This is a genomic window from Clostridium sp. CM027, from assembly GCF_024730565.1.
Classification (GTDB): domain Bacteria; phylum Bacillota; class Clostridia; order Clostridiales; family Clostridiaceae; genus Clostridium_AD; species Clostridium_AD estertheticum_B.
The window spans coordinates 1,881,075-1,902,494 of sequence record NZ_CP077725.1 but is presented as its reverse complement, the minus strand read 5'-3'; the positions used below and the strand labels follow the sequence as shown (position 1 = coordinate 1,902,494).

The window sequence follows — 21,420 nt, the reverse complement described above, 5'->3', positions numbered from 1 at the left end:
CAGCATTATTTAGAGGGTGAAGTAAAATTGATATTAAATGGCGGATGGATAGAAACTACAGAAGGTATGCATACATTTATATTGTGGGGCGAGAGTGGAGAAACTAAGTGCACAAGACGAGGTAGAAAGCCTAAAAATGCACTTCCACTATATGAAAAAATGGCTTCAGTTGTAGAATTGCGTAGCAAAACAAATAATTCAGCAATAGATATAAAACATGGGAAATATAAATATGATGCAATAAAAAAGGAACTTCTAAAAAGAGAAATTAGGGGTATTACTTTTAGTAATTTAGATTCATTTAATTTGATTTTGAATATAGAAAGAGACTGTACGAAGCAGATAGAGTTATCAGGGGAAATAAAGTTTTGGATTACAGTGGCAAAGTTTACTGCTGAGCTAATTATAAAGCATAAGTATTTACCCTCTTTAACCATCGATAGAGCAAAGAAAAAAGTGAATTCTCAGTGGAGATGGCACACAAGCGATCCTGAGTATATTGATAAAAAGAAGGTTTTATGTAGTAATATGCCTACAGAGTGTAAGGCATATTTTCATTTAGATGATCAGCAATTCATATACACAAATAGTAATAAACTGGTAAGTAATTTTATGGATTCTATGATTGACAGTATGGTAAGAAGTAGTTGTAACGAAATAAACAAAGATAATGATTACTTAGAGTATGATTTTAATAATTTAAGTAGTACTTGGATGCATTCTCTTTTTTCAGAATTGCCTGAGATACCGATAGACACAAGTGATCAGGTTAAAATGCTAAATGAGTATAAGAAATGGATAGAACCTATAAAAATTAAAAATAATAATTTTAAATTCCGTACATGTTTCAAAGTTATTCCACCTACAAGAGAAGAGGAGTGGACAATTGAATATTTGCTTCAAGCAAAGGATGATCTTAGCCTTGTGCTACCAGCAAAAATGATTTTTGAAGAATCTGTGGATACAATAACCTATTTAAATAAAAAATTTAATAATCCCCAAGAAAGGCTTCTAGAGGATTTAGCAGTTGCCTCAAAAGTATTTATTCCTATTGAAAGGAGTCTTTATGATGCAGTACCCATAGAGTGCAAGCTATCTATGGAGGAAGCCTATTCATTTTTAAGAGAATCAGCTTATTTCTTGAAAGAAAAAGGATTTGGTATTATTGCACCAGCCTGGTGGAAAAAACCTTCAAGGATCTCTGTTAAGCTAAAGGATAAAAAGCACATTACAAATACTAATTTAGCAGTAAAGAGTACATTCAATATGGATACTATTCTTGAATACGACTGGAAATTGGCATTAAATGGAGAAGAGATAAGTGAGAAGGAATTTGAAAAAATTTCAAATTTGAAAATACCATTTATTCAATTAAGGGGTCAGTGGGTACAGGTTGATATACATCAAATTAAAACACTTTCCAAGATGAAAATGAATAAAGGGTTAAATGGGAAGATTCCTGTCGGAGAATTATTAAGACTCAACTTAAGTGATGAGGAGATAATTCCAGGAGTTACTGTTGATAATATAGATAATCAAGAAGCTGTGGGGCATTTTTTTGAGAAATTGTTTAATTTGAATAATATAGAAGAAGTTGATATTCCATTAGGATTTAGAGGTACCCTTCGTGAATACCAGAAAAGAGGGTTTTACTGGTTAACTTTTTTGCGAAATCATGGTATAGGGGCATGCCTTGCTGATGATATGGGGCTTGGAAAAACTGTACAAAGTATATGTCTTATGCTTTATGAGAGAGAAAAGGGGTTAACGGATAAACCTACTTTAATAATATGTCCTACGTCTGTTGTGGGAAATTGGGAAAAAGAAATTGAAAAGTTTGCACCTAATCTTAAATCAGCAATTCATCACGGAAATAGTAGGTGGAGTTATGAAACTTTTAGCGAGGAAATACATAAAAATGAGGTTGTTATTACAACTTATGCGCTAATGGTAAGGGATAAGGAGTTATTCCAAAAAGAAGAATGGGCAGGGATTATATTGGATGAAGCTCAAAATATTAAGAATAGCGCGTCCAAACAAACTCAATATATAAAAAAACTTAAAGCGGAATATAAAGTTGCATTAACAGGAACGCCGGTTGAAAATAGACTTTCAGATTTGTGGTCTATTATGGACTTTTTAAATAAAGGATATCTATATAATTGGTCAACATTTAGGAGTGAATTTGCAGTTCCTATAGAGCGGGATGGAGATTCTAAAAAAAGTAATAAACTAAAAAAAATAATTGCTCCATTTGTGCTACGAAGACTTAAAACTGACACAAATATTATCAAAGATTTGCCAGAAAAAATAGAGACTAAGGAATATACAGCTTTAACAAAGGAACAGGCTACTTTATATCAAGCTGTGGTAAATGATTGCATAAATAAAATTGATGAATCAGAAGGTATTCAGCGTAGGGGACTTATTATTTCTTCATTAACAAAGTTCAAGCAAATTTGTAATCACCCTGTGCAATTTTTAAAGGACGATGGCGACATTGAAGGACGCTCTGGAAAACTTGAAAGGCTTCTAGAAATGCTGGAAGTTGTTATAGAAGAAGGGGATAGGTCGCTTGTATTTACGCAGTTTGCGGAAATGGGACATATTTTAAAATCAGAAATTGAGAAAAAACTAGGGGTAAGAACACTATTTTTACATGGAGGAACCAGCAGAAAGAAAAGAGAAGAGCTAATTAATGTTTTTCAAGAAGATGGTAATGAGCCTATGGTATTTATATTATCTTTAAAGGCTGGTGGACTTGGGTTAAACCTAACAAAAGCCAATCAGGTATTTCATTTTGATAGATGGTGGAATCCTGCTGTAGAAAATCAAGCAACGGATAGGGCATTTAGAATAGGGCAACTTAAGAATGTCCATGTTCATAAATTCATATGTATGGGAACCTTAGAGGAAAAAATTGATGTTATGCTAGAAAAGAAGCAGGCACTTGCTGAAAGTGTAGTTTCAACAAATGAAAACTGGATATCAGAGATGAGCAATGAGGAGCTTCACGAACTCTTTACATTAGAGCAGGACAACAAAGATTACAATTGATAGATAACATCGAAGGTGATAATTAATAATTGTTACCTAAACATAGACATTGGCAAGGAGGTGGAAACCTGTGGCTGGAAGAATAAGAAATGAATTTGGTAGCAATTGGTGGTCTAAAAAATGGAATAACGCAATTTCGAGCTTTACTATAAGTTCTAGAGTTGACAGTGGACGAGAATATGCAAGAGGTGGAAATGTACTGAGCATAGAGGTTTCAAAGGGGAAAATTGAGGCAGAAGTTCAGGGAAGCAGATTAACACCTTATAAAGTGAATATGGAGCTTGATAGTTTTTCGGAGCAGCAGTGGGGAAAAATCATGAAGATTATGTCTCAAAAAGCTATTTTTTGCGCTAAACTTTTAAATGGAGAAATGCCTGAAAATATAGAGGAAGCTTTTAAAGAAGCCGGAGTTTCTCTTTTTCCCAAAAAACAAATACATTTAGTAACTCAGTGTTCCTGCTCAGACGTTGCAAACCCATGCAAACATATCGCTGCAGTTCATTATATGCTTGGGGTTGAGTTTGATAAGGATCCCTTTGTAATTTTAAAACTGAGAGGCATGGATAAAGATGAATTTTTACAAGCTTTGAGAACTTTAAGAAGTGGAAATGAAGGTGAAAAGGTTAAACGAAAAGCAAAAATACACCGTAGGTCAAGAAAAACTATTGAAGATTTAAAAAGAGAATTTGAAAATTTTAATAAAATAGATGATGATGTATTAAACATGACATTTTCTTATATAACACCCGAAGTTAAGCATGGAGTTATAAAAACATTGGGTATTCCAGACTTTTGCACAAGCACAGATGAGTTTAGGTGCAAAATGGGGACAGCGTATACTAGCGCTGAAGAGGAGACTAGAAAGTATATACATGAAAAGTGATTAATAACCAGTATCAAATAGGCCCAGCTACAAGGAGACAAATTATATGAAAAAACTTTTAAAGTTAACTAAAGGAAATAGATTATTATATATTACAGCAATAATTTCTATAGCAGTAGCTACTTTCATAGCAATGCTGGAGCCTATGGTTATAAAAGTAACAATAGATTCAATAATAGGAAATAAACCAATGGACGTTCCATTACCTATGCAAAAATTGGTTATGCTATTAGGTGGCACAGGTATGCTTTCGAGAAATCTATGGATATGTGCTTTGGGGCTTGTAATATTAACATGTATAAGAGGGGTTTTCTTATTCCTAAGAGGGAATCTTTCTGCTCGCGCTGCTGAAAATATTGCAAGAAATATGAGAGTTAAGCTGTATGATCATATTCAGAATTTGCCATATGGATATCATGTAAAAGCAGAAACAGGTGATCTTATTCAAAGATGTACGTCAGATGTAGATACCGTTAGAAAATTCTTTGCGACGCAAATGGTGGAAATAGGAAGAGCGTTTTTTATAGTAACATTCGCAATTTTAATGATGTTATCACTTAATAAAAAAATGACGATTATTGCCATGGTAATAGTACCAATTATATTTGTATTTTCATATGTGTTCTTTTATAAAATAAAGGATACTTTTGAGCACTCAGATGCACAAGAGGGGGTACTAACCTCAGTGCTTCAAGAAAATCTAAGTGGAGCACGCGTGGTTAAAGCTTTTGGAAGGCAAAAGTTTGAGATTGAAAAATATGAAAAAGAGAATATGAAATATAGAGATTTAAATTTCAAATTAGTAAAGCTACATTCAATTTATTGGTCTACATCAGATATACTTTGTATGACTCAAATTGGTTTGGTTTTAGTATCGGGCATATATTTTGCAGTTAATGGAGAAATAAGTTTGGGCAGTTTGGTGGTATTTAACACATATGAAGGAATGTTATTATGGCCAGTAAGGCAGCTGGGTAGAATTCTTTCAGATATGGGCAAAATGTCAGTTTCGCTTAAGCGAATAACGAATGTTCTTGAAGCGCAAGTAGAACAAGAATATGGAAAAGCACTTAAGCCACAAATTAAAGGTAATATAAGCTTTGAAAATGTAAACTTTGAATACGAGAAAGATAATAAAATTTTAAGCGATATAACTTTCACAGTAAAGAAAGGCGAAACAGTGGCTATTGTTGGACCAACAGGTTCAGGTAAGTCATCGCTAGTGCATCTATTATTAAGACTTTATGACTATAACAGTGGGTCTATAAAGGTTGATGGAGTAGAGCTTAAGGATATTGAAAGAAAGCATATGAGAAGTAATGTTGGAATAGTGCTTCAGGAGCCTTTTCTCTATTCAAGAACTATAAAGGAAAATATCAAAATGGCAAAGATAGACTCTGAAGATATAGAAATTCATGATGCGGCTACAGTAGCTGATGTGCATAATGTTATATCTTCTTTTGAAAAGGGGTATGACACTATTGTAGGAGAAAAGGGTGTTACCTTGTCAGGAGGACAAAGGCAAAGGGTCGCCATAGCAAGGACACTTATAAACAATATGCCTATATTGATATTTGATGATTCACTAAGTGCGGTGGATACTGAAACTGATAGAGTTATAAGGCAAAAACTTAAAAAGAAAAGTGAAAGTAATACTACCTTCATAATCTCACACAGAATTTCTACAGTTATGGCTGCGGATAAAATTATTGTAATAAATCATGGAAAGATTGAGGACATAGGAACCCATGACATACTCATTAAAAAGGATGGTATCTATAAAAGAATATGGGATATACAGACATCGTTAGATTCCATAAAGGATGAAAAGCAGGTGCTTAATGAGTAAAAGGCAGGTGATATTATGGATAGGATAGATGAAAATAAAGCTATTAAAAAAATAGATATAGGTATATGGAGAAAGCTCTTTAAATATCTTACAGAATTCAAAAATGGACTTATATTTTTGGCTTTCCTAATGGTAGGTGTGGCAGGCGTAGATGTAGTAATGCCACTACTTACAAGGTATGCTATTGATAATTTTATAGCAAAGAAAACTATAGACGGGCTTACAATATTTGCATTGGTTTACTTTTGCATAATTGTTTTTCAAGCGTTAAATGTAAGATTATTTATAATGCATGCAGGTAAAATTGAAACGCACTTGGCTTATCATATAAGAAAGCTTGGGTTTAAAAGGCTTCAACAGCTATCTGTTTCATATTATGATAACTCATCAGTGGGATGGCTTATGGCAAGGATGACCTCAGATGTAACAAGGCTTAGTGAAATAATATCCTGGGGATTAATTGATATGGTGTGGGCAATAGTTATGATGACTGGGTTTATAGGAGTAATGCTTTATAATAACGTAAAGCTAACTCTTATAAGCATGAGTGTGGTGCCATTCTTATTTTTAATAGGGATATTTTTTCAAAAAAAAATATTAAAATCATATAGAAAGGTTAGAAAATTAAATTCACATTTAACTGCGGATTTTAGTGAAGAGGTATCTGGAGCTAAAACTACTAAAACTCTTGTTCGTGAAGAAGAAAACTTAAACGAATTTAAACAAGATGCAGGCAATATGAGAAATTCTTCAGTTAAGGCAGCTATGTTCTCTGCTCTCTTTCTTCCAATTGTTATATCTATGGGTAGCGTAGGAGCAGGTTTTGCTTTATGGCTAGGAGGGGATAGGGTTATATCACAATCGCTATCTTATGGTACTTTTGTAATGTTTATTGCTTATACTGTGCAGTTCTTCGACCCTGTAAGTCAGCTAGCTGGAACCATTGCAGAACTTCAGAATGCTCAAGCATCTGCAGAGAGAATTATAGCTTTAATAGAAACTGAGCCAGATATATGGGATAAAAATGATGTAATTGAAAAATACGGAGATTTATTTAATGCAAAACAAGAAAACTGGGAAGAAATACATGGAGATATTGAATTTAAAGATGTGTGCTTTTCCTATAAAAATGGAGAAAAGGTGTTTCAAAACTTTAACCTAAAAGTGAAAAAAGGTGAAACTATAGCGTTAGTTGGAGAAACAGGTTCTGGTAAAAGCACCTTAGTAAACCTACTTTGTAGATTTTATGAACCAAGTAGTGGAGAAATATTAATTGATGGAAAAGATTATAGAGAAAGATCACTATTGTGGCTTCAATCTAATCTAGGCTATGTACTTCAAAGCCCACATTTATTTAGTGGAAATATTAGAGATAACATTATATATGGAAAGCTTAATGCAACCTTCGATGAAATTGAAAATGCATCAAAGCTTGTAAATGCTCATGGGTTTATAAGTAAACTAGAAAAAGGCTATGATACGCAGGTTGGTGAAGGGGGAGGGAATCTATCCACAGGAGAGAAACAACTTATTTCCTTTGCTAGAGCCATTGTAGCAGATCCAGCACTATTTGTTCTTGATGAAGCTACATCATCTATAGATACGGAAACAGAAAGAATGATACAAAATGCCATAGAAAAAGTTTTAAATGGTAGAACTAGTTTTGTGGTTGCCCATAGACTTTCTACCATAGTATCTGCAGATAGAATTCTTGTTATAAGGAATGGAAAGATTACGGAGTCAGGAAATCACAGAGAACTACTAAAAAGAAAAGGTTATTACTATAAACTATATACAAATCAGCTCTTAGAAGATAAGGAAATGGAAAGCAAAACGGTGCTTTCTTAAGAGAAAGCACCGCATAGAAAATTCTGATATAATAAATTATAAATACAAGGGACGGTTAATAACTTTACTAGAAGTTATTAACCGTCCCTTGTATAGTTTAGTATATTACGTATGAGCTCTTACAAATAATAGTTTATATATTTGAATAAGAATTAGAGGCATAAGGGAGAGTCCATATATCATAGCACGTTGGGTTATTGTTAAAGTAGCTACTTCGAAAACTCCCATAAATGGCTTAAAGCTTAAAACAAATTCTAAAAGTAAATAACCTAATATAGTGGCAATCCATAAATATTTATTTGAGAAAACTCCTATTCTAAATATTGATTCTTGTGACCTAGAGTTAAATCCATGGAGCAGTCTTGATAAACACAGTGTTGCAAAGGCCATTGTGCTTGCAACCACAGTATCACCGGTGGATAATCCTATATGGAACGCTGTCATTGTACATAGTGCAATTAGTAACCCTTCAAGTAGTACTTTTATTGAAAAGGATTTATTTAATATAGGTGAGTTTATATTTCTAGGTTTTTCATCCATTATATTTTTATTATGAGGCTCAAGTCCTATTGCAATAGCTGGAAGGCTATCTGTAACCAAATTGATAAACAAAAGGTGCACTGGTGCAAAAGGCATTGGAAGCGCTGCAAGTGAAGTATAAAGCACCGAGATTACAGCGGCAGAATTTCCAGATAATAAAAATTTGATTGAATTTTTTATGTTTGAATATATACTTCTGCCATTGGAAATTGCCTTTACAATGGTTGAAAAGTTATCATCCATAAGTACTATAGAAGCAGCATCTTTAGCAACCTCAGTACCCGTTATTCCCATAGCTATACCAATGTCTGCTTGTTTTAAAGCAGGGGCATCATTTACACCATCACCGGTCATTGCCACTACATTTCCTCTTTCTTGCCATGCTCTTACTATTCTTATCTTATGTTCAGGGGATACTCTTGCATATACAGAAATATTTTCTACCTTAGATTTAAGCTCTTCATCATTTAAGGAATCAATTTCATAGCCTTCTATAGCAACAGATCCATTATTTAATATACCTATTTGTTTAGCTATGGCAGAAGCGGTTATTTTATGATCTCCAGTTATCATTACTGGCTTAATGCCAGCCTTGATACATTCTGCAACTGCGACTTTAGATTCCGCTCTTGGAGGATCCATCATGGAAATTAGACCTACAAATGTCAAGTCATTTTCATCGCATGTATCAATTGTTTTTCCATTTTCTATTTCTTTATAAGCAAAAGCTAAAACTCTGAGTCCACTTTCAGAAAATTCCCTATTTACCCTTTCAATTTCCGTTTTATCATCATCAGTGAGGGTTTTAACTCCACTTGATGTAACAATAGTTATTGTCCTTAATAAAAGTACATCAAGTGCACCCTTGGTTATCATAAAGGTTTTGTCTTTAAGTTTATTTGCTGTACTCATTAGTTTTCTATCGGAATCAAAGGGTACCTCAAAAGCTCTTGGATAGTCTTTTCTGATATCTAGCTCATCCAAATCGTATAATTCACCTAGGTTTACAAGTGCAACTTCAGTGGGATCACCAATCTCTTTGTCTTTAATAGTTACAGCATCATTACATAATAGCGCCATTAGTACAAGATTCTTTTCCAAAAGATTATCATGGTCAAGTTCATCATGAGACAATACTTTTTCATCAACATATACCTTTTGTACAGTCATTTTATTCTGTGTTAGCGTCCCAGTTTTATCTGAGAATATCACTGAAATGCTTCCCAAGCTTTCAACTGCATGAAGCTTTCTTACAACAGCATTTTCATGAGACATTTTTTGGGTTCCAATGGCAAGAACTATTGTTACTATTGAGCTTAAGGCTTCAGGTATTGCAGCAACAGCAAGAGATACAGCAAACATGAAGGAGTCAATAATTGCATAGTCTCTAAATATATTGAGAGCGAAAATAAGAGTTGATATTGCAAGTATAACAAAGGCAAGTTTTTTACCGAAGTTATCCAAATTAACTTGTAATGGAGTCCTCTTTTCCTTTGCAGTTTCTAAAAGGTTAGCTATTTTACCTAGTTCTGTTTTCATTCCAATAGATGTAACTAAAACAACAGCTCTTCCATAGGTTATAAAACTTCCGGAAAACACCATATTTTTTTTATCACCAATTGATACATTATCCTCATTTATTATATTTGTTGTTTTTAAAACGCTTTCTGACTCACCTGTTAAAGAACTTTCATTTACCTGAAGACTGTAGTTTTCAATTATTCTTCCATCAGCACTTACATAGTCTCCTGCATCTAAATATAAGATATCTCCAACCAGCAATTCCTTTGAGGGGATTTCTAGCTTTTGACCATTTCTTAGAACCTTGGCTGTGGGAGAAGAAAGAGCCTGAAGGCTTTTTAAAGATTGTTCTGCTTTAATGTGCTGAAGAGTTCCAAGAATCGCATTTATAACAACAACTACAATTATAACAAGGGTACTCTCAAACTTTGAAAGAAAGGCTGATATTATTGCAGCGCCTATAAGTATTAATACTAAAAAGTCCTTGAACTGATCTAAAAACACCTGTATGTGACTTTTTCTAGCAGTTTCAGTTAATTCATTAAAGCCCTGTTCTTCCCGCCTGTTTTTTATTGCAAGGTCATCTAGTCCTTTGTCATTAACCCCCAGAGTGCTCATCACTTCTTTTGATGTTTGATTATAAAATATTTTCATTATTGTCCCCCTTCTCAAAGTAGGATAGTGTAAGCACTATCTCTGTTTTATTACTATTAAATGAAAAATAGCTAATAAAAATAGATATAAAACTATTGATTATAATAACAGGGCAAAACAAAAAGACTCTACAATTGATAGTTATATCAATTGTAGAGTCTTACTAAACTTTAGAAGTTATCAAAGCCAGGATTTAATCCGTGGTGACGACTTTGAACCTGCTAAAAAAAACAGGAAGTTACTCCCTCTACATATATTATTTTGTAACCCGTACATAATCTTTATACTCATATACTAATATTTTTAAGTGAATTTGTCAACATAAATATATCAAATATTCAATATATTAAGAGATGAAGGTAACTGCAAATGTTAATTATGATAAAAATAAGAGAGTGTAAGTACATAATTTTTAATGACATTTCAGAAGGAAAGTCTCCCACTTCTATAAGCAAGAGTACCTACTATAAGTAGGAGTTACTTACCCTAACAAATAGAAAACTTCAGTCGGAGTATAAATCTCCTTTTGAAGTCGTCAATGCACCTTCTGCGAAGCTGTTGCAGCTCCGTAGAAGATTTAATGGTAATATTTAAAATAAAAAAGTATAAATCATGATATAGTATAAGGGTAACCTTCCGGATACCCTTAAAAAAACAATAAATACATAATGAAATAGGTGGTATAAAGGTTGCAGATTGGGGGTGGAGTATGAATAAGGATATTAATATATTAGTGATAGAAGATGATGATTATATAAATAGTATGTTAGCTAGACTTTTGCAAAAAGATAATTATAACGTAAGACAAGCTTATTCAGGTACAGAGGCTATGATGTATATTGAAAACAATGATTTTCAATTGGTACTACTTGATTTAATGTTGCCTGGAATGAATGGAGACGAAGTATTAAAGGGTATAAGGGAAATTAAGCAAATGCCAGTAATTGTGATTTCAGCGAAAATAGATAAACAAGATAAAATAGATATGCTAAAGCTAGGAGCAGATGATTATATTACAAAGCCTTTTGATATAGGGGAGGTTTCAGCTAGGGTTGAAGCAAATATTAGAAGATATATGGATTTTAATAATAGTGATAATTGTGCGCGGAATTTAACATATAAAGATATAGTTCTAAACAAAGAAACTAAAGAAGTTATTGTAAATAACCAGGAGTTAATATTAACAGCTAGAGAATTTACAATACTTGAGTTGTTTCTGTCTCACACTAAAAAAGTATTTAGTAAAGCTAATTTGTTTGAAAGTGTTTGGGAAAGTGAGTATTTAGGAGATGACAATACAATTAATGTTCATATGAGTAATTTAAGAAGTAAATTACATAAGGCAAACCCTAATGAACAATATATAGAAACAATATGGGGTATGGGATATAAAATATCATAAAAAATAACTAGTAAATACGCTAGTTATTTTTTTATTCTTAAGGTTTTCTTAAGGAGTTCTTTAATTTCTCTTATGCATTGAGTATTAAGATAAATATATAAGAAATAAAAAATTTGGGGGAGTTAAAGTGAGTGAAGTTTTAAGGGTAAGTAATATTAGTAAAGTTTATGGAAGGCAAAAGGTGCTAGATAAAGTAGAGTTATCTATAAATGAAGGAGAAATTATTGGACTTGTAGGTCCGAATGGTGCAGGCAAGACTACGTTAATGAAAATTATTACGGGTCTAGTTAAAAAATATGATGGAGATGTTTATATAAAAGGAGAAAATATAAAAAGTATTAAAAGGTGCAAGACAAAACGGATTGGTTGTGTTATAGAAACACCAGGCTTTTATCCGGATTTAACAGGTTATGAAAATTTACTTTTTTTCGCAGCGGTATCTGGATTAGAAGATAAGAAAGAAATAGATGAAATTATTAAAAAATTAGGTATTGACGGTTATATGGATAAGAAAGTCAAAAAATACTCATTGGGAATGAAGCAAAGATTAGGAGTGGCCCAAGCAGTTTTATCATATCCACCTATATTAATATTAGATGAACCTACTAATGGATTAGATCCTGCAATAGTGCCTCAGCTTAGGAAATTTATAAAGTACATAGCTGAGGAAAAACAAACAGCGGTATTGATGTCAAGTCATATTCTTTCAGAGATTGAGCTTATGTGTGATAAAGTTGCATTTATACAACAAGGCATGCTAATAAAGGTTGAAAATTTAAAGAAAATTAAAAAAGATAATGATGTTGTTGCTTTTAAAACTAGTAAATTACATGAACTTAAAACACTTTTTGAAACTAAAAATTTAACTTATAAAATTTTAGGGGAAGACACTATTCATGTAACTATAAAAGCTTTTGAATTAGAAAGCTTAATTTTAGATGTAAGCTCTGCAAAAATACCTTTTACAGGAGTATATGAGGTGAAGGAAAGTTTAGAAGAAAAATATTTGAGGACTATAGGAGATGAGTAAAATGCTTAAGTTATTAAAGTTATCTTACCTGAATGTTAAAAATATAGTACGTTCGACAGAGTCAATATTATTAATTTTAGCTGCTTTTGCTTATTCTATTATGTGGGTTGTTTTAGTTCAGATAAGATCAATGAAATCATTTCAAATTATAGATCATACTTCTGAATTTGGGCGGTTTCTATTTATTGCAATATTATATATGAGTGTGTCAATTCTTCGAAATGATATAAGATCTAATACTACTAGAACCCTCTTTACAGGAGTTTTTACAAGAGTTGAAATAATGTTTTCTAAAATAATGTCACTAATTATGTTATCTGTATTTGTTTCAATATTAGTGGAATTAAATTGTTTATTGGTAGCTATATTACAATATAGCAAAATAGGAATTTCTGGATTTTTAAGCATAAATCATTTACAAATAATTATTACTTATAGTGCGGTAACATTTTCAATGGGATCGCTAATGATTCTTATAATTTCTATTACTTTTAGCGAAAAGAAAAGCATTTTGCTTATTATATTATTTTTAAGTGCTATAAATTTTTATAATGCTGGATTGATAATTAAAGTCTTTAGGGAACCATTATTTATTGAAAAAATTTCAATTTACGCTAAAACACCTTTTTACATTTGGACAGATTGCACAATGAATTTAACATTGGGAGGAGCCAATAGATACGAATTATTAATAGCTGTAGTTTATGGCGTTATTTTTTTAGCATCTTCAATGTTTATTATAAATAAAAGGGGGATTAAATAGAGGGAGTATTGTTTAACGACATTTCAGAAGGAAAGTCTCCCAATTCTATAAGTGGGAGTTACATGCTATAACAAAAATAAAACCTCAGTGGGAGTCTAAATCTCCTTCAGAAGTCGTTAATATTGCAGCACCGAAGGTGATGATTTGATGGCTATTTTCGTCAAATGTTATAATAATGGAGGGATTAGATTTGAAAAGAATATTAAATGTTCTTACCTTGGAAATGAAAAGAAAAAACTTCATTAAAAACATAGTAATTAGTGTGGTTATCCTTATACCTATATTCCTTTTGCTTTTAATAATAGATAAATCAACATATATTTCTTTTGTAGTACTTACGGCTATTCCATATATATGGTTGACTAGTTTCTGTTTTTCATTAGCACAGGAATTTGAAAATAAGACTGATAGAATAATTTTTACTGGTATATTTAGTAGAAGTGAAATAATTATTTCAAAATTGATTAGCTTTTGTATGATGGCTTTAGTTTATCTTATATTTTATGAAATTGTAGCAGTTATATTTAGTATATATGGTGGACAAGGCACTTCAAATTTATTAAATATTAAAATCTTAGGAAATAATTTGTATGTGTTTTTAATTTATGAATTTACAATAGGTTCTTTTATATTGCTGGTTTCAGCCTGCACAGCTAATGGAATATTTACTGGCATAATTACTTATGTCTTGTATTTTGATTTGATTTTGGTACTACTGGCACAGGCACTATCATCAAGCAAAAATGAAACATTAAAAGGTGTTATAAGAAATTCACCATTTTACAATGCTAATATAGGATTTTATCATTTGAAATACAATTTTAATCAGTCAATAGTGATGCTTATTAGTGGGTCTATATTTCTTATAGCAACTTGCATTATAATTAATAAAAAAAATATGTAAAGAAAGGGTGCAGCACATTATGAATAATGTAATAGTAAAAACTACAGCAGTTTCAAAGATATATAAAGGAATAAAGGTGCTAGATACTGTTGATATGACTATTAAGAAGGGGCAGATATATGGGATTATTGGATTAAATGGAGCGGGTAAAACCACATTAATGAGGGTTATAGCTGGCCTTTGCGTAAAGGATAGGGGAAGTTTGGAGTTATTTGGGAAAAGTGATGAAAGTAATATACAAGCTAGTCGAAGGCGCATGGGGTGCTTAATAGAAATACCTGGAATTTATGTTAATAAGACTGCTTATGAAAATTTAGAAATTGAAAGGATTCAAAAGGGTATACCAGGAAAAGAGTGTATAGAAAAAGTTTTAAATGATGTAGGATTAGTAGATTTAAAGAATAAAAAGGTGAGAAATTTTTCTAAAGGCATTAAACAAAAATTAGGAATAGCAATGGCACTTCTTAGTGAACCAGAATTTTTAATGTTAGATGAGCCTATTAATGGATTAGACCCTATTGCAATAATACAGATAAGGGAGTTATTAAAAAAGCTAAACATTGAAAATGGAGTTACAATGTTAATATCTAGTCACATATTAGCAGAACTTCATCAACTGGTAAATTGCTATGGAATAATTCATAATGGTAAACTCATAGAACAAATTACAGATAGTGAATTAGAGGATAAATGTAAAAAACTTATTCACATTAAAGTAGACGATGCTGCTAAAGCATCAGTTGTGTTAAATACAAAGTTACAAACAACGAATTTTCAGGTTTTACCTAATAATATTATTAAATTATATGATTATGTAGATAATGCAGGGAAAGTGTCGAAGGTCCTTTCAGGGGAAGGAATTTCAGTAGAAGAAATTATGCCTATGGGAGATGACTTAGAAGCTTACTTTACTAAAGTAATAGGTGGTGCATTAAATGCTTAATTTATTAAAAGTTGAATTTTACAAATTGAAAACATCAAAAACATTCAAGTTGATATTAGTATTAATGGTAGTTCAATCAATTTTGTGTCCTATAACATTTAGTAAGGAAATGACGGGAAAACAGGTGCTATTACAGGTGTTTGGTGCACAAGAATTTATAGCATTATACATGCTAATAGGCGCGTTTGCGGCATGTTATATAGGCGATGAATTTAGCACTGGATGTATAAAAAATTTAATTGCCTGTGGACATAAAAGACGGGATATTGTTATAGCAAAAAGTATAAGTTATTATTTTGGCATTGCAATTATTAGTTTAACGTCTCCAATTTTAATTACTATAATAAACACTATTATGAACGGATATGGTGAGGTATTTACTTTGAATTCACTTGCATTTATACTTGAATTATCGTTTCTTATGGTTCTTATATATATTGGCATAGGAAGTATTGCAGTTTTAATATCATTTATAGCTAGAAATAGCATAATTACAGTGGGAGCGTTTATTTTAGTAGATACAGTTAATAGAACTTGCAGAGGTTTAGTTTTTCAAAAATACCTTAGTGGTGAAATTTACACTAGAACTATATTTGGTCAATCATTGTTTTTGGACACGCATTATGTAGAATTTTCACAGGGATTTAAAATAATAGGAGTCGCTATAACAACAATAGTAGTTTCAACATTATTAAGTGTGTATTTTTTTAACAAAGCAGAGATTAAGTGATTTTAGAAAAAAACATATATAGCAAAGGTGGGAGATAAAGTGATATTTATAATTGTAGGACTATTAGTTGCATCGGTGATTTTGTTTGCTCGCTTATTTTATATGAAAAAGCAAGTAATAAGTGTAACAAATCAGCTTATAGATATCAATGAAAACAATATAGATAAAAAAATAACTATAGGTCTTATAAATCCAGAAATTGAAGCATTAACTAAAGTTATTAATGACACTATAAACATGAGAAAACAATGTGAAGCAAGCAAAATTAAATTTCAGAATGATCTAAAACAAAACATTGCAAATATGTCACACGACCTTAGAACGCCATTAACATCAATAAAAGGATATATTCAATTTTTAAAACTAGATAATATAAGTGATGAAGAAAGAGTGGAATATTTAAACATATCGGAGCAGAGGACTAAATCTCTTGAAAGCTTATTAAATGATTTTTATGAACTATCTTTAGTTGAATCCCAAGATTTTGAATTGAATCTTGAAAAAATAAATATCACTAATATATTGCAAGAAATATTACTTGGCAAGTATAGTGATTTTACAAGTAGAAATTTGAAGCCCAATATACAAATACCAAATCAAAACATTTATATAATAGCAGAAAAAAAATCTTTAGAGCGAATAATTGAAAATCTGTTAAGTAATGCTATTAAATACGCAAGAGATAATGTATCGATTTATTTAGAAACCAACTCAAATGTGGTATTATTAAAAATAACAAACACAGTTATAAATTTATCTGTGGAAGATGTAGAAAAGATTTTTGACAGATTTTACATGGCAGACAAAACCCGCTCAGAAAAAGGAACAGGACTTGGACTTTCTATTGTAAAAACATTAGTAGAAAAAATGAATGCAGTCATAATAGCGGATATTAATAATGACGTGTTATGCATTTGTTGTGAATTTAAAAGACTATAAAAATTGCCACCTACATGTAGGTGGCAATTTTATTTCTTAAATAAAATTTTGACTTAATCTTTCAATAACACGGTTTTCACCCATAACCTGCATTACTTCATGTAAATCTTGAGTTTGTGTTTTATTGGTTATTGCTACCCTTACTATTGTGGCAACATCTGATAGTTGACCTATAAATAAATCTGGGTTCTTTTTATAAGTTTTAGCATTTTTTGCATACCCAAGTTCGAGTGCTAGCGCTTTAAGGGTTGCAAACCAGGTGTCATTATCATGGGAATGATCATATACATCTATATAGCTAGTAAGTACTCTTCTTACCTCATCCATTGGTATATGGGTAGGGAAATTGTAACTACCTTTTATGCTGTTTTTATAAAGATCATCAAAGAAATATTCAATATGTTCTTTTACATCTAACCATTTTACAAAATCTTTTCTTGGCTTTTCATTTTCTCTTTCAATATTAAATATTTTTTTAGAATAATCTTCATTTTCAATTAGTTCATTTGCAATTGTAGTATCATAATGTTTAGCCCAATTAAGATAAAGGTCGTATACGGTGGATGCATCCATAGTGGCTATAACATTTTTACTAATATCATTAAGTTTTAAAATATCAAATAGAGCTCCACTTTTGCTCATGTTTTCAAGGGTGATATTAAAGTTTGTGCAAGGTTCATCTTCATGGGTATCTCTCCACTCTTGAAAATTAGAGTTAATAAGATTTACAAGGTACTCAGTTACAGCTATAAAAGGATAACCTTGAGATTTATAAAAATCTACGGAAATTTCAGGGTCGTTTCTTTTACTGAGCTTACGTTTTGATGTCCCATCCATTTTCATAATTGTAGGTATATGAGCGTATTCTGGAGGAGTACATCCTAACATTTCAAATAGTTGCAAATGTATAGGAAGAGACGAAAGCCACTCTTCACCACGGATTACATGGGTTGTTCCCATTAAATAATCATCTACTGCATGTGCAAAATGATATGTTGGAATCCCATTAGTTTTAAGGATCACAATGTCTTGGTCGTTTTCTGGCATACTTATAGTTCCTTTAATTAAATCATTACAAACTACTCTTCGACCTGATTCTTCAGGAGATCTAAGTCTTATAACATAAGGTGTGCCTTTTGATAACTCAGAATTAATTTCATCAAGACTAGAATTTCTGTGAATAGCCCATTTTCCATGATACCCTGTATTAATTTTAAGTTCTTGTTGAGTTTTCCTTGTGTTATCTAAAGCTTCTTCAGTGCAAAAGCAAGGGTAAGCTAATCCTTTTTTTATTAGTGATTTTACAAAAGCATGATATATACTAATTCTGTCGCTTTGTTTATAAGGTCCATATGTACCCTTTTCATTATCAGAATCTACAACTCCTTCATCAAAAAGAATTCCAAAATCCCTTAGAGTGTTAGTGGTGTCTTCAATGGCGCCAGCAACCTCTCTCTTTTTGTCAGTATCCTCTACTCTAAGATAAAATATTCCTTCGCTTTGATGAGCTAGTCTTTCAGATATAAGAGCCGCAAATACACCTCCAAGATGCTGGAAGCCAGTAGGACTTGGGGCATATCTTGTAACCATAGCATTAGGTTTAAGATTTCTTTTTGGATAAAACTCTCTATAGTGTTCTGGAGTTGTGGTTATGTTAGGGAGCAGTAAATCTGATAGTTTTATATAATCCATTTTAATCATCCTTTCTTATAAAAGTGAAGCAATGTACGTGATAATTTAATTAAAAATAAAAAAACCTATCATCCTATAATAGGATGAAAGGTAAACTTATTGGTTATCTTTAAATTGAAATTACAATTACTTTTCTTTTCCATTATAGTTAACACTAATTATACATATATTATCTAGATTGTCAACATACAACAAATTATATTTTAAGCAAAAATTAACAATATATATATATTGGGAGATAACTTGGCGTCAATTTTATAATAAGGCTAGCATTTAGAATTACATAAGGTGTCAAGATGTAGTTGTATAGAATAGAATAGCATCACGAGTGGAAAAAGTATAAGAAGTCAAAGCTTTAGAAGTGCACCTATGGCTACTGAAAAAGCAATAAAACTATACAAATGTCTAGGTTTTGAAAAATAAGGTATAATATATAAAATAAATGAAACATATAATTAGAAGTTATCAAAAGTATAGACTTAAGGGAAAAATATGGAAGTGAGATGATGATATGGGAGCATTGGTTCTGCTAAGCGATTTTACTGAAAAAGATAATGTTTTTTTGAAAAAAAAGATGAAAGAATTATTTTTAGATAAAAAATATACTTTAAGCTATATACCTTCAATGACTGATAGAAATTTAAAGTGTTTTGAAAAAACAAAAAATAAGTTAAGTGAATATGGGAACTTCGAATTTAATTATTTTGATATAGATTATTTTTGTAATATAGAAAAAATAGATAAAATATTTAAATCGGAAGTAATATATCTATCATCAGGGAATACCTATTATTTTTTAAATAGCTTAAAGAAAAGATATTTTATAACTAGACTTAGAAGGTATGTTGAAAATGGAGGTTATGTTATAGGATTAAGCGCAGGGGCAATAATGATGGCAAAAGACATATCAGCTGCACAATTTGGTGATGAAGATATAGTTGGATTATCAGATTTATCATCTTTAGATCTAGTTGATTTTGACTTTATGCCGCATTGGAATCATCACAGTCATTATTTAGAGGATTTAAAGGAGTATTCTAACAATACGGGCAATACAGTTTATACATGTAATGATGGCGATGGAATCATTGTGATTGATAATAAATTGCACTTTTATGGGGATATAAAAATGATAAAAGAAGGTGAAATAAGGAAAGCTTAGTTAAAAGTCGATGTAATAATTTATACATCGACTTTTACTGGAAATATAAAATATTAAATAGTTGCATTAGCAAGTCTAAGTTTAGTCTTATTATTCTTGAAAATTTGATGCATCTCTAGTATTTCTAAAGAAATATAAGTATATTTAATGAATATAGCAGCTGTAATGAAGGATATCATGTCCGATACAGGATAAGCAAGCCATGCTCCAAATACACCCATATCCAAACCACTTACAAAGGCATATACTAGTGGAATAAATACTATTAGTTGTCTAAAAATAGATAATTTTAAAGAGGCTTTAACTCTATTTATAGCTTGGCAATAGGCGATTGATAAATAATATACTCCAATGCAAGGGAATACAGCTATAACTACTTTAAAAGCCTTTGCTGTCTGTTGTATAATGGCAGGATCATTTATAAATAATCCTATAAGTTGTTTTGAAAAGATCATGAATATTGCCCATAATAAAGTTGAACTTACAGATACTGCAATTATAGATGTTTTAACAACTTCTTTTAATCTTGTATAATTTCCAGCACCATAATTATATGCGGCTATAGGTTGCATAGCTGAACTTATACCCATAATCGTCATAAACAAAAACATTGAAACTCTTGTAGTTAAACCAACTGTTACGATGGCCAAATCTCCGCCATAAGAGGCTAGTAAATTGTTTAAGATAGCAGCGACTACGGCATCTGATATCTCTATTATAAAGGTTGAAAACCCAACACATATTATTCCAATTGATACTGCTTTATTAAGGGTTAATTTAAAAGAAAATTTTAATCCCTTTTTTATTTTTATAAATACAATTAAAACATATATAAAAGCGATTATCTGAGATATTACTGTTGCGATAGCAGCTCCCTTTACTCCATATGAAAATATATTTACTAGGAAATAATCTATAATTACATTACAAATTGCTCCAATAGAAGTACTTAATAAAACTATTTTAGTGTTTCCAAAAGCAGTTATAATATAAGATGCAATTAATGTAAAGGATTGAAATAAAACTCCCATTAATATTATACTTACATAATCTTTTGCAAGAGGAAATGTATTTTGCGAAGCACCTAAGCTAAGTAAAATTTTATCTTGAAAAATAAAAATGCTAAAACTAAACACAGATATTATTATAAACATTAGAACTATAGCATTAGGTATAATAATTCTTAAATTTTCAAAATCCTCGTCTCCACAGCTTCTTGCAACGGCGGTAGAAGCACCAATGGCTATAAGCATAGATATAGCTAAAAATAATCTTTGAATTGGAAAGGCTATGGTTAAAGCACCGATTGCATTAGCTCCTATTGATTGTCCCAAAAACATAGAATCTACCATGTTGTACATTTCTGCTACCATTAAAGAAATTATTGCTGGCACGGAAAATTTTAATAACAGTTTCCAGATTTTTTCCTCGCCAAACATTTTATTGCTTTCTGTGACGCTACTCATTGTCATGAAATCCACTTCTCCTTAATCAATTTGTTTC

The 21,420-nt window shown here is 31.3% G+C and carries 15 protein-coding genes; 12 read left to right on the top strand and 3 right to left on the bottom strand.

Annotation, left to right across the window (positions count from 1 at the left end):
- Nucleotides 1-27: 27 nt before the first annotated feature.
- From KTC92_RS09015 to KTC92_RS09000, 4 genes are all read left to right on the top strand, one after another.
- On the top strand, nucleotides 28-3,057 hold the full coding sequence (locus KTC92_RS09015) for a DEAD/DEAH box helicase (protein WP_220286452.1): 3,030 nt from the start codon (nucleotides 28-30) through the stop codon (nucleotides 3,055-3,057).
- 70 nt (nucleotides 3,058-3,127) lie between these two features.
- Nucleotides 3,128-3,940 (top strand): SWIM zinc finger family protein, encoded by an 813-nt coding sequence (locus KTC92_RS09010; RefSeq protein WP_220286451.1) that lies wholly within the window; start codon nucleotides 3,128-3,130, stop codon nucleotides 3,938-3,940.
- Between the two features lie 46 nt (nucleotides 3,941-3,986).
- Nucleotides 3,987-5,789, top strand: a complete 1,803-nt coding sequence (locus KTC92_RS09005) for an ABC transporter ATP-binding protein (RefSeq protein ID WP_220286450.1) — start codon at nucleotides 3,987-3,989, stop codon at nucleotides 5,787-5,789.
- A 15-nt stretch (nucleotides 5,790-5,804) separates the two neighbouring features.
- Nucleotides 5,805-7,637, top strand: a complete 1,833-nt coding sequence (locus tag KTC92_RS09000) for an ABC transporter ATP-binding protein (RefSeq protein WP_220286449.1) — start codon at nucleotides 5,805-5,807, stop codon at nucleotides 7,635-7,637.
- Nucleotides 7,638-7,742: 105 nt separating this feature from the next.
- On the opposite strand, the gene KTC92_RS08995 is transcribed toward KTC92_RS09000, so the two are convergent.
- Nucleotides 7,743-10,352 carry a cation-translocating P-type ATPase gene (locus KTC92_RS08995; RefSeq protein ID WP_220286448.1) on the bottom strand — a complete coding sequence of 870 codons (2,610 nt, stop codon included), beginning with the start codon at nucleotides 10,350-10,352 and terminating at the stop codon, nucleotides 7,743-7,745.
- A gap of 709 nt (nucleotides 10,353-11,061) precedes the next feature.
- Here KTC92_RS08995 and KTC92_RS08990 point away from each other — a divergent pair.
- From KTC92_RS08990 to KTC92_RS08960, 7 genes are all read left to right on the top strand, one after another.
- Nucleotides 11,062-11,754: a response regulator transcription factor gene (locus KTC92_RS08990; protein WP_220286447.1), complete on the top strand. Its 693-nt coding sequence runs from the start codon at nucleotides 11,062-11,064 to the stop codon at nucleotides 11,752-11,754.
- A 127-nt stretch (nucleotides 11,755-11,881) separates the two neighbouring features.
- A complete protein-coding gene (locus KTC92_RS08985) occupies nucleotides 11,882-12,784 on the top strand; it encodes an ABC transporter ATP-binding protein (RefSeq protein ID WP_220286446.1) in 903 nt (300 codons plus the stop codon).
- A gap of 1 nt (nucleotide 12,785) precedes the next feature.
- A complete protein-coding gene (locus tag KTC92_RS08980; protein WP_216302719.1) occupies nucleotides 12,786-13,547 on the top strand; it encodes a hypothetical protein in 762 nt (253 codons plus the stop codon).
- A gap of 190 nt (nucleotides 13,548-13,737) precedes the next feature.
- On the top strand, nucleotides 13,738-14,451 hold the full coding sequence (locus KTC92_RS08975) for a hypothetical protein (RefSeq protein ID WP_216302720.1): 714 nt from the start codon (nucleotides 13,738-13,740) through the stop codon (nucleotides 14,449-14,451).
- A 19-nt stretch (nucleotides 14,452-14,470) separates the two neighbouring features.
- Nucleotides 14,471-15,394, top strand: coding sequence for an ATP-binding cassette domain-containing protein (locus tag KTC92_RS08970; RefSeq protein WP_216302721.1), 924 nt, complete (start codon nucleotides 14,471-14,473; stop codon nucleotides 15,392-15,394).
- Nucleotides 15,387-16,124: an ABC transporter permease gene (locus KTC92_RS08965; RefSeq protein WP_220286445.1), complete on the top strand. Its 738-nt coding sequence runs from the start codon at nucleotides 15,387-15,389 to the stop codon at nucleotides 16,122-16,124. The genes KTC92_RS08970 and KTC92_RS08965 overlap by 8 nt, the downstream gene beginning before the upstream one ends.
- Before the next feature lie 39 nt (nucleotides 16,125-16,163).
- Nucleotides 16,164-17,063 (top strand): sensor histidine kinase KdpD, encoded by a 900-nt coding sequence (locus KTC92_RS08960; RefSeq protein ID WP_216302723.1) that lies wholly within the window; start codon nucleotides 16,164-16,166, stop codon nucleotides 17,061-17,063.
- Between the two features lie 36 nt (nucleotides 17,064-17,099).
- On the opposite strand, the gene gltX is transcribed toward KTC92_RS08960, so the two are convergent.
- On the bottom strand, nucleotides 17,100-18,755 hold the full coding sequence (gene gltX / locus KTC92_RS08955; RefSeq protein WP_216302724.1) for a glutamate--tRNA ligase: 1,656 nt from the start codon (nucleotides 18,753-18,755) through the stop codon (nucleotides 17,100-17,102).
- A gap of 511 nt (nucleotides 18,756-19,266) precedes the next feature.
- Between gltX and KTC92_RS08950 the strand changes: the two genes are divergently transcribed.
- Complete coding sequence (locus KTC92_RS08950; RefSeq protein ID WP_216302725.1) at nucleotides 19,267-19,917, top strand: Type 1 glutamine amidotransferase-like domain-containing protein; 651 nt, start codon at nucleotides 19,267-19,269, stop codon at nucleotides 19,915-19,917.
- A 53-nt stretch (nucleotides 19,918-19,970) separates the two neighbouring features.
- Here the strand turns inward: KTC92_RS08950 and KTC92_RS08945 are convergent, their stop codons facing one another.
- The gene (locus tag KTC92_RS08945; RefSeq protein ID WP_216302726.1) at nucleotides 19,971-21,389 is read right to left on the bottom strand and encodes an MATE family efflux transporter; all 1,419 of its coding nucleotides are present in this window, start codon (nucleotides 21,387-21,389) and stop codon (nucleotides 19,971-19,973) included.
- Between the last annotated feature and the right edge of the window lie 31 nt (nucleotides 21,390-21,420).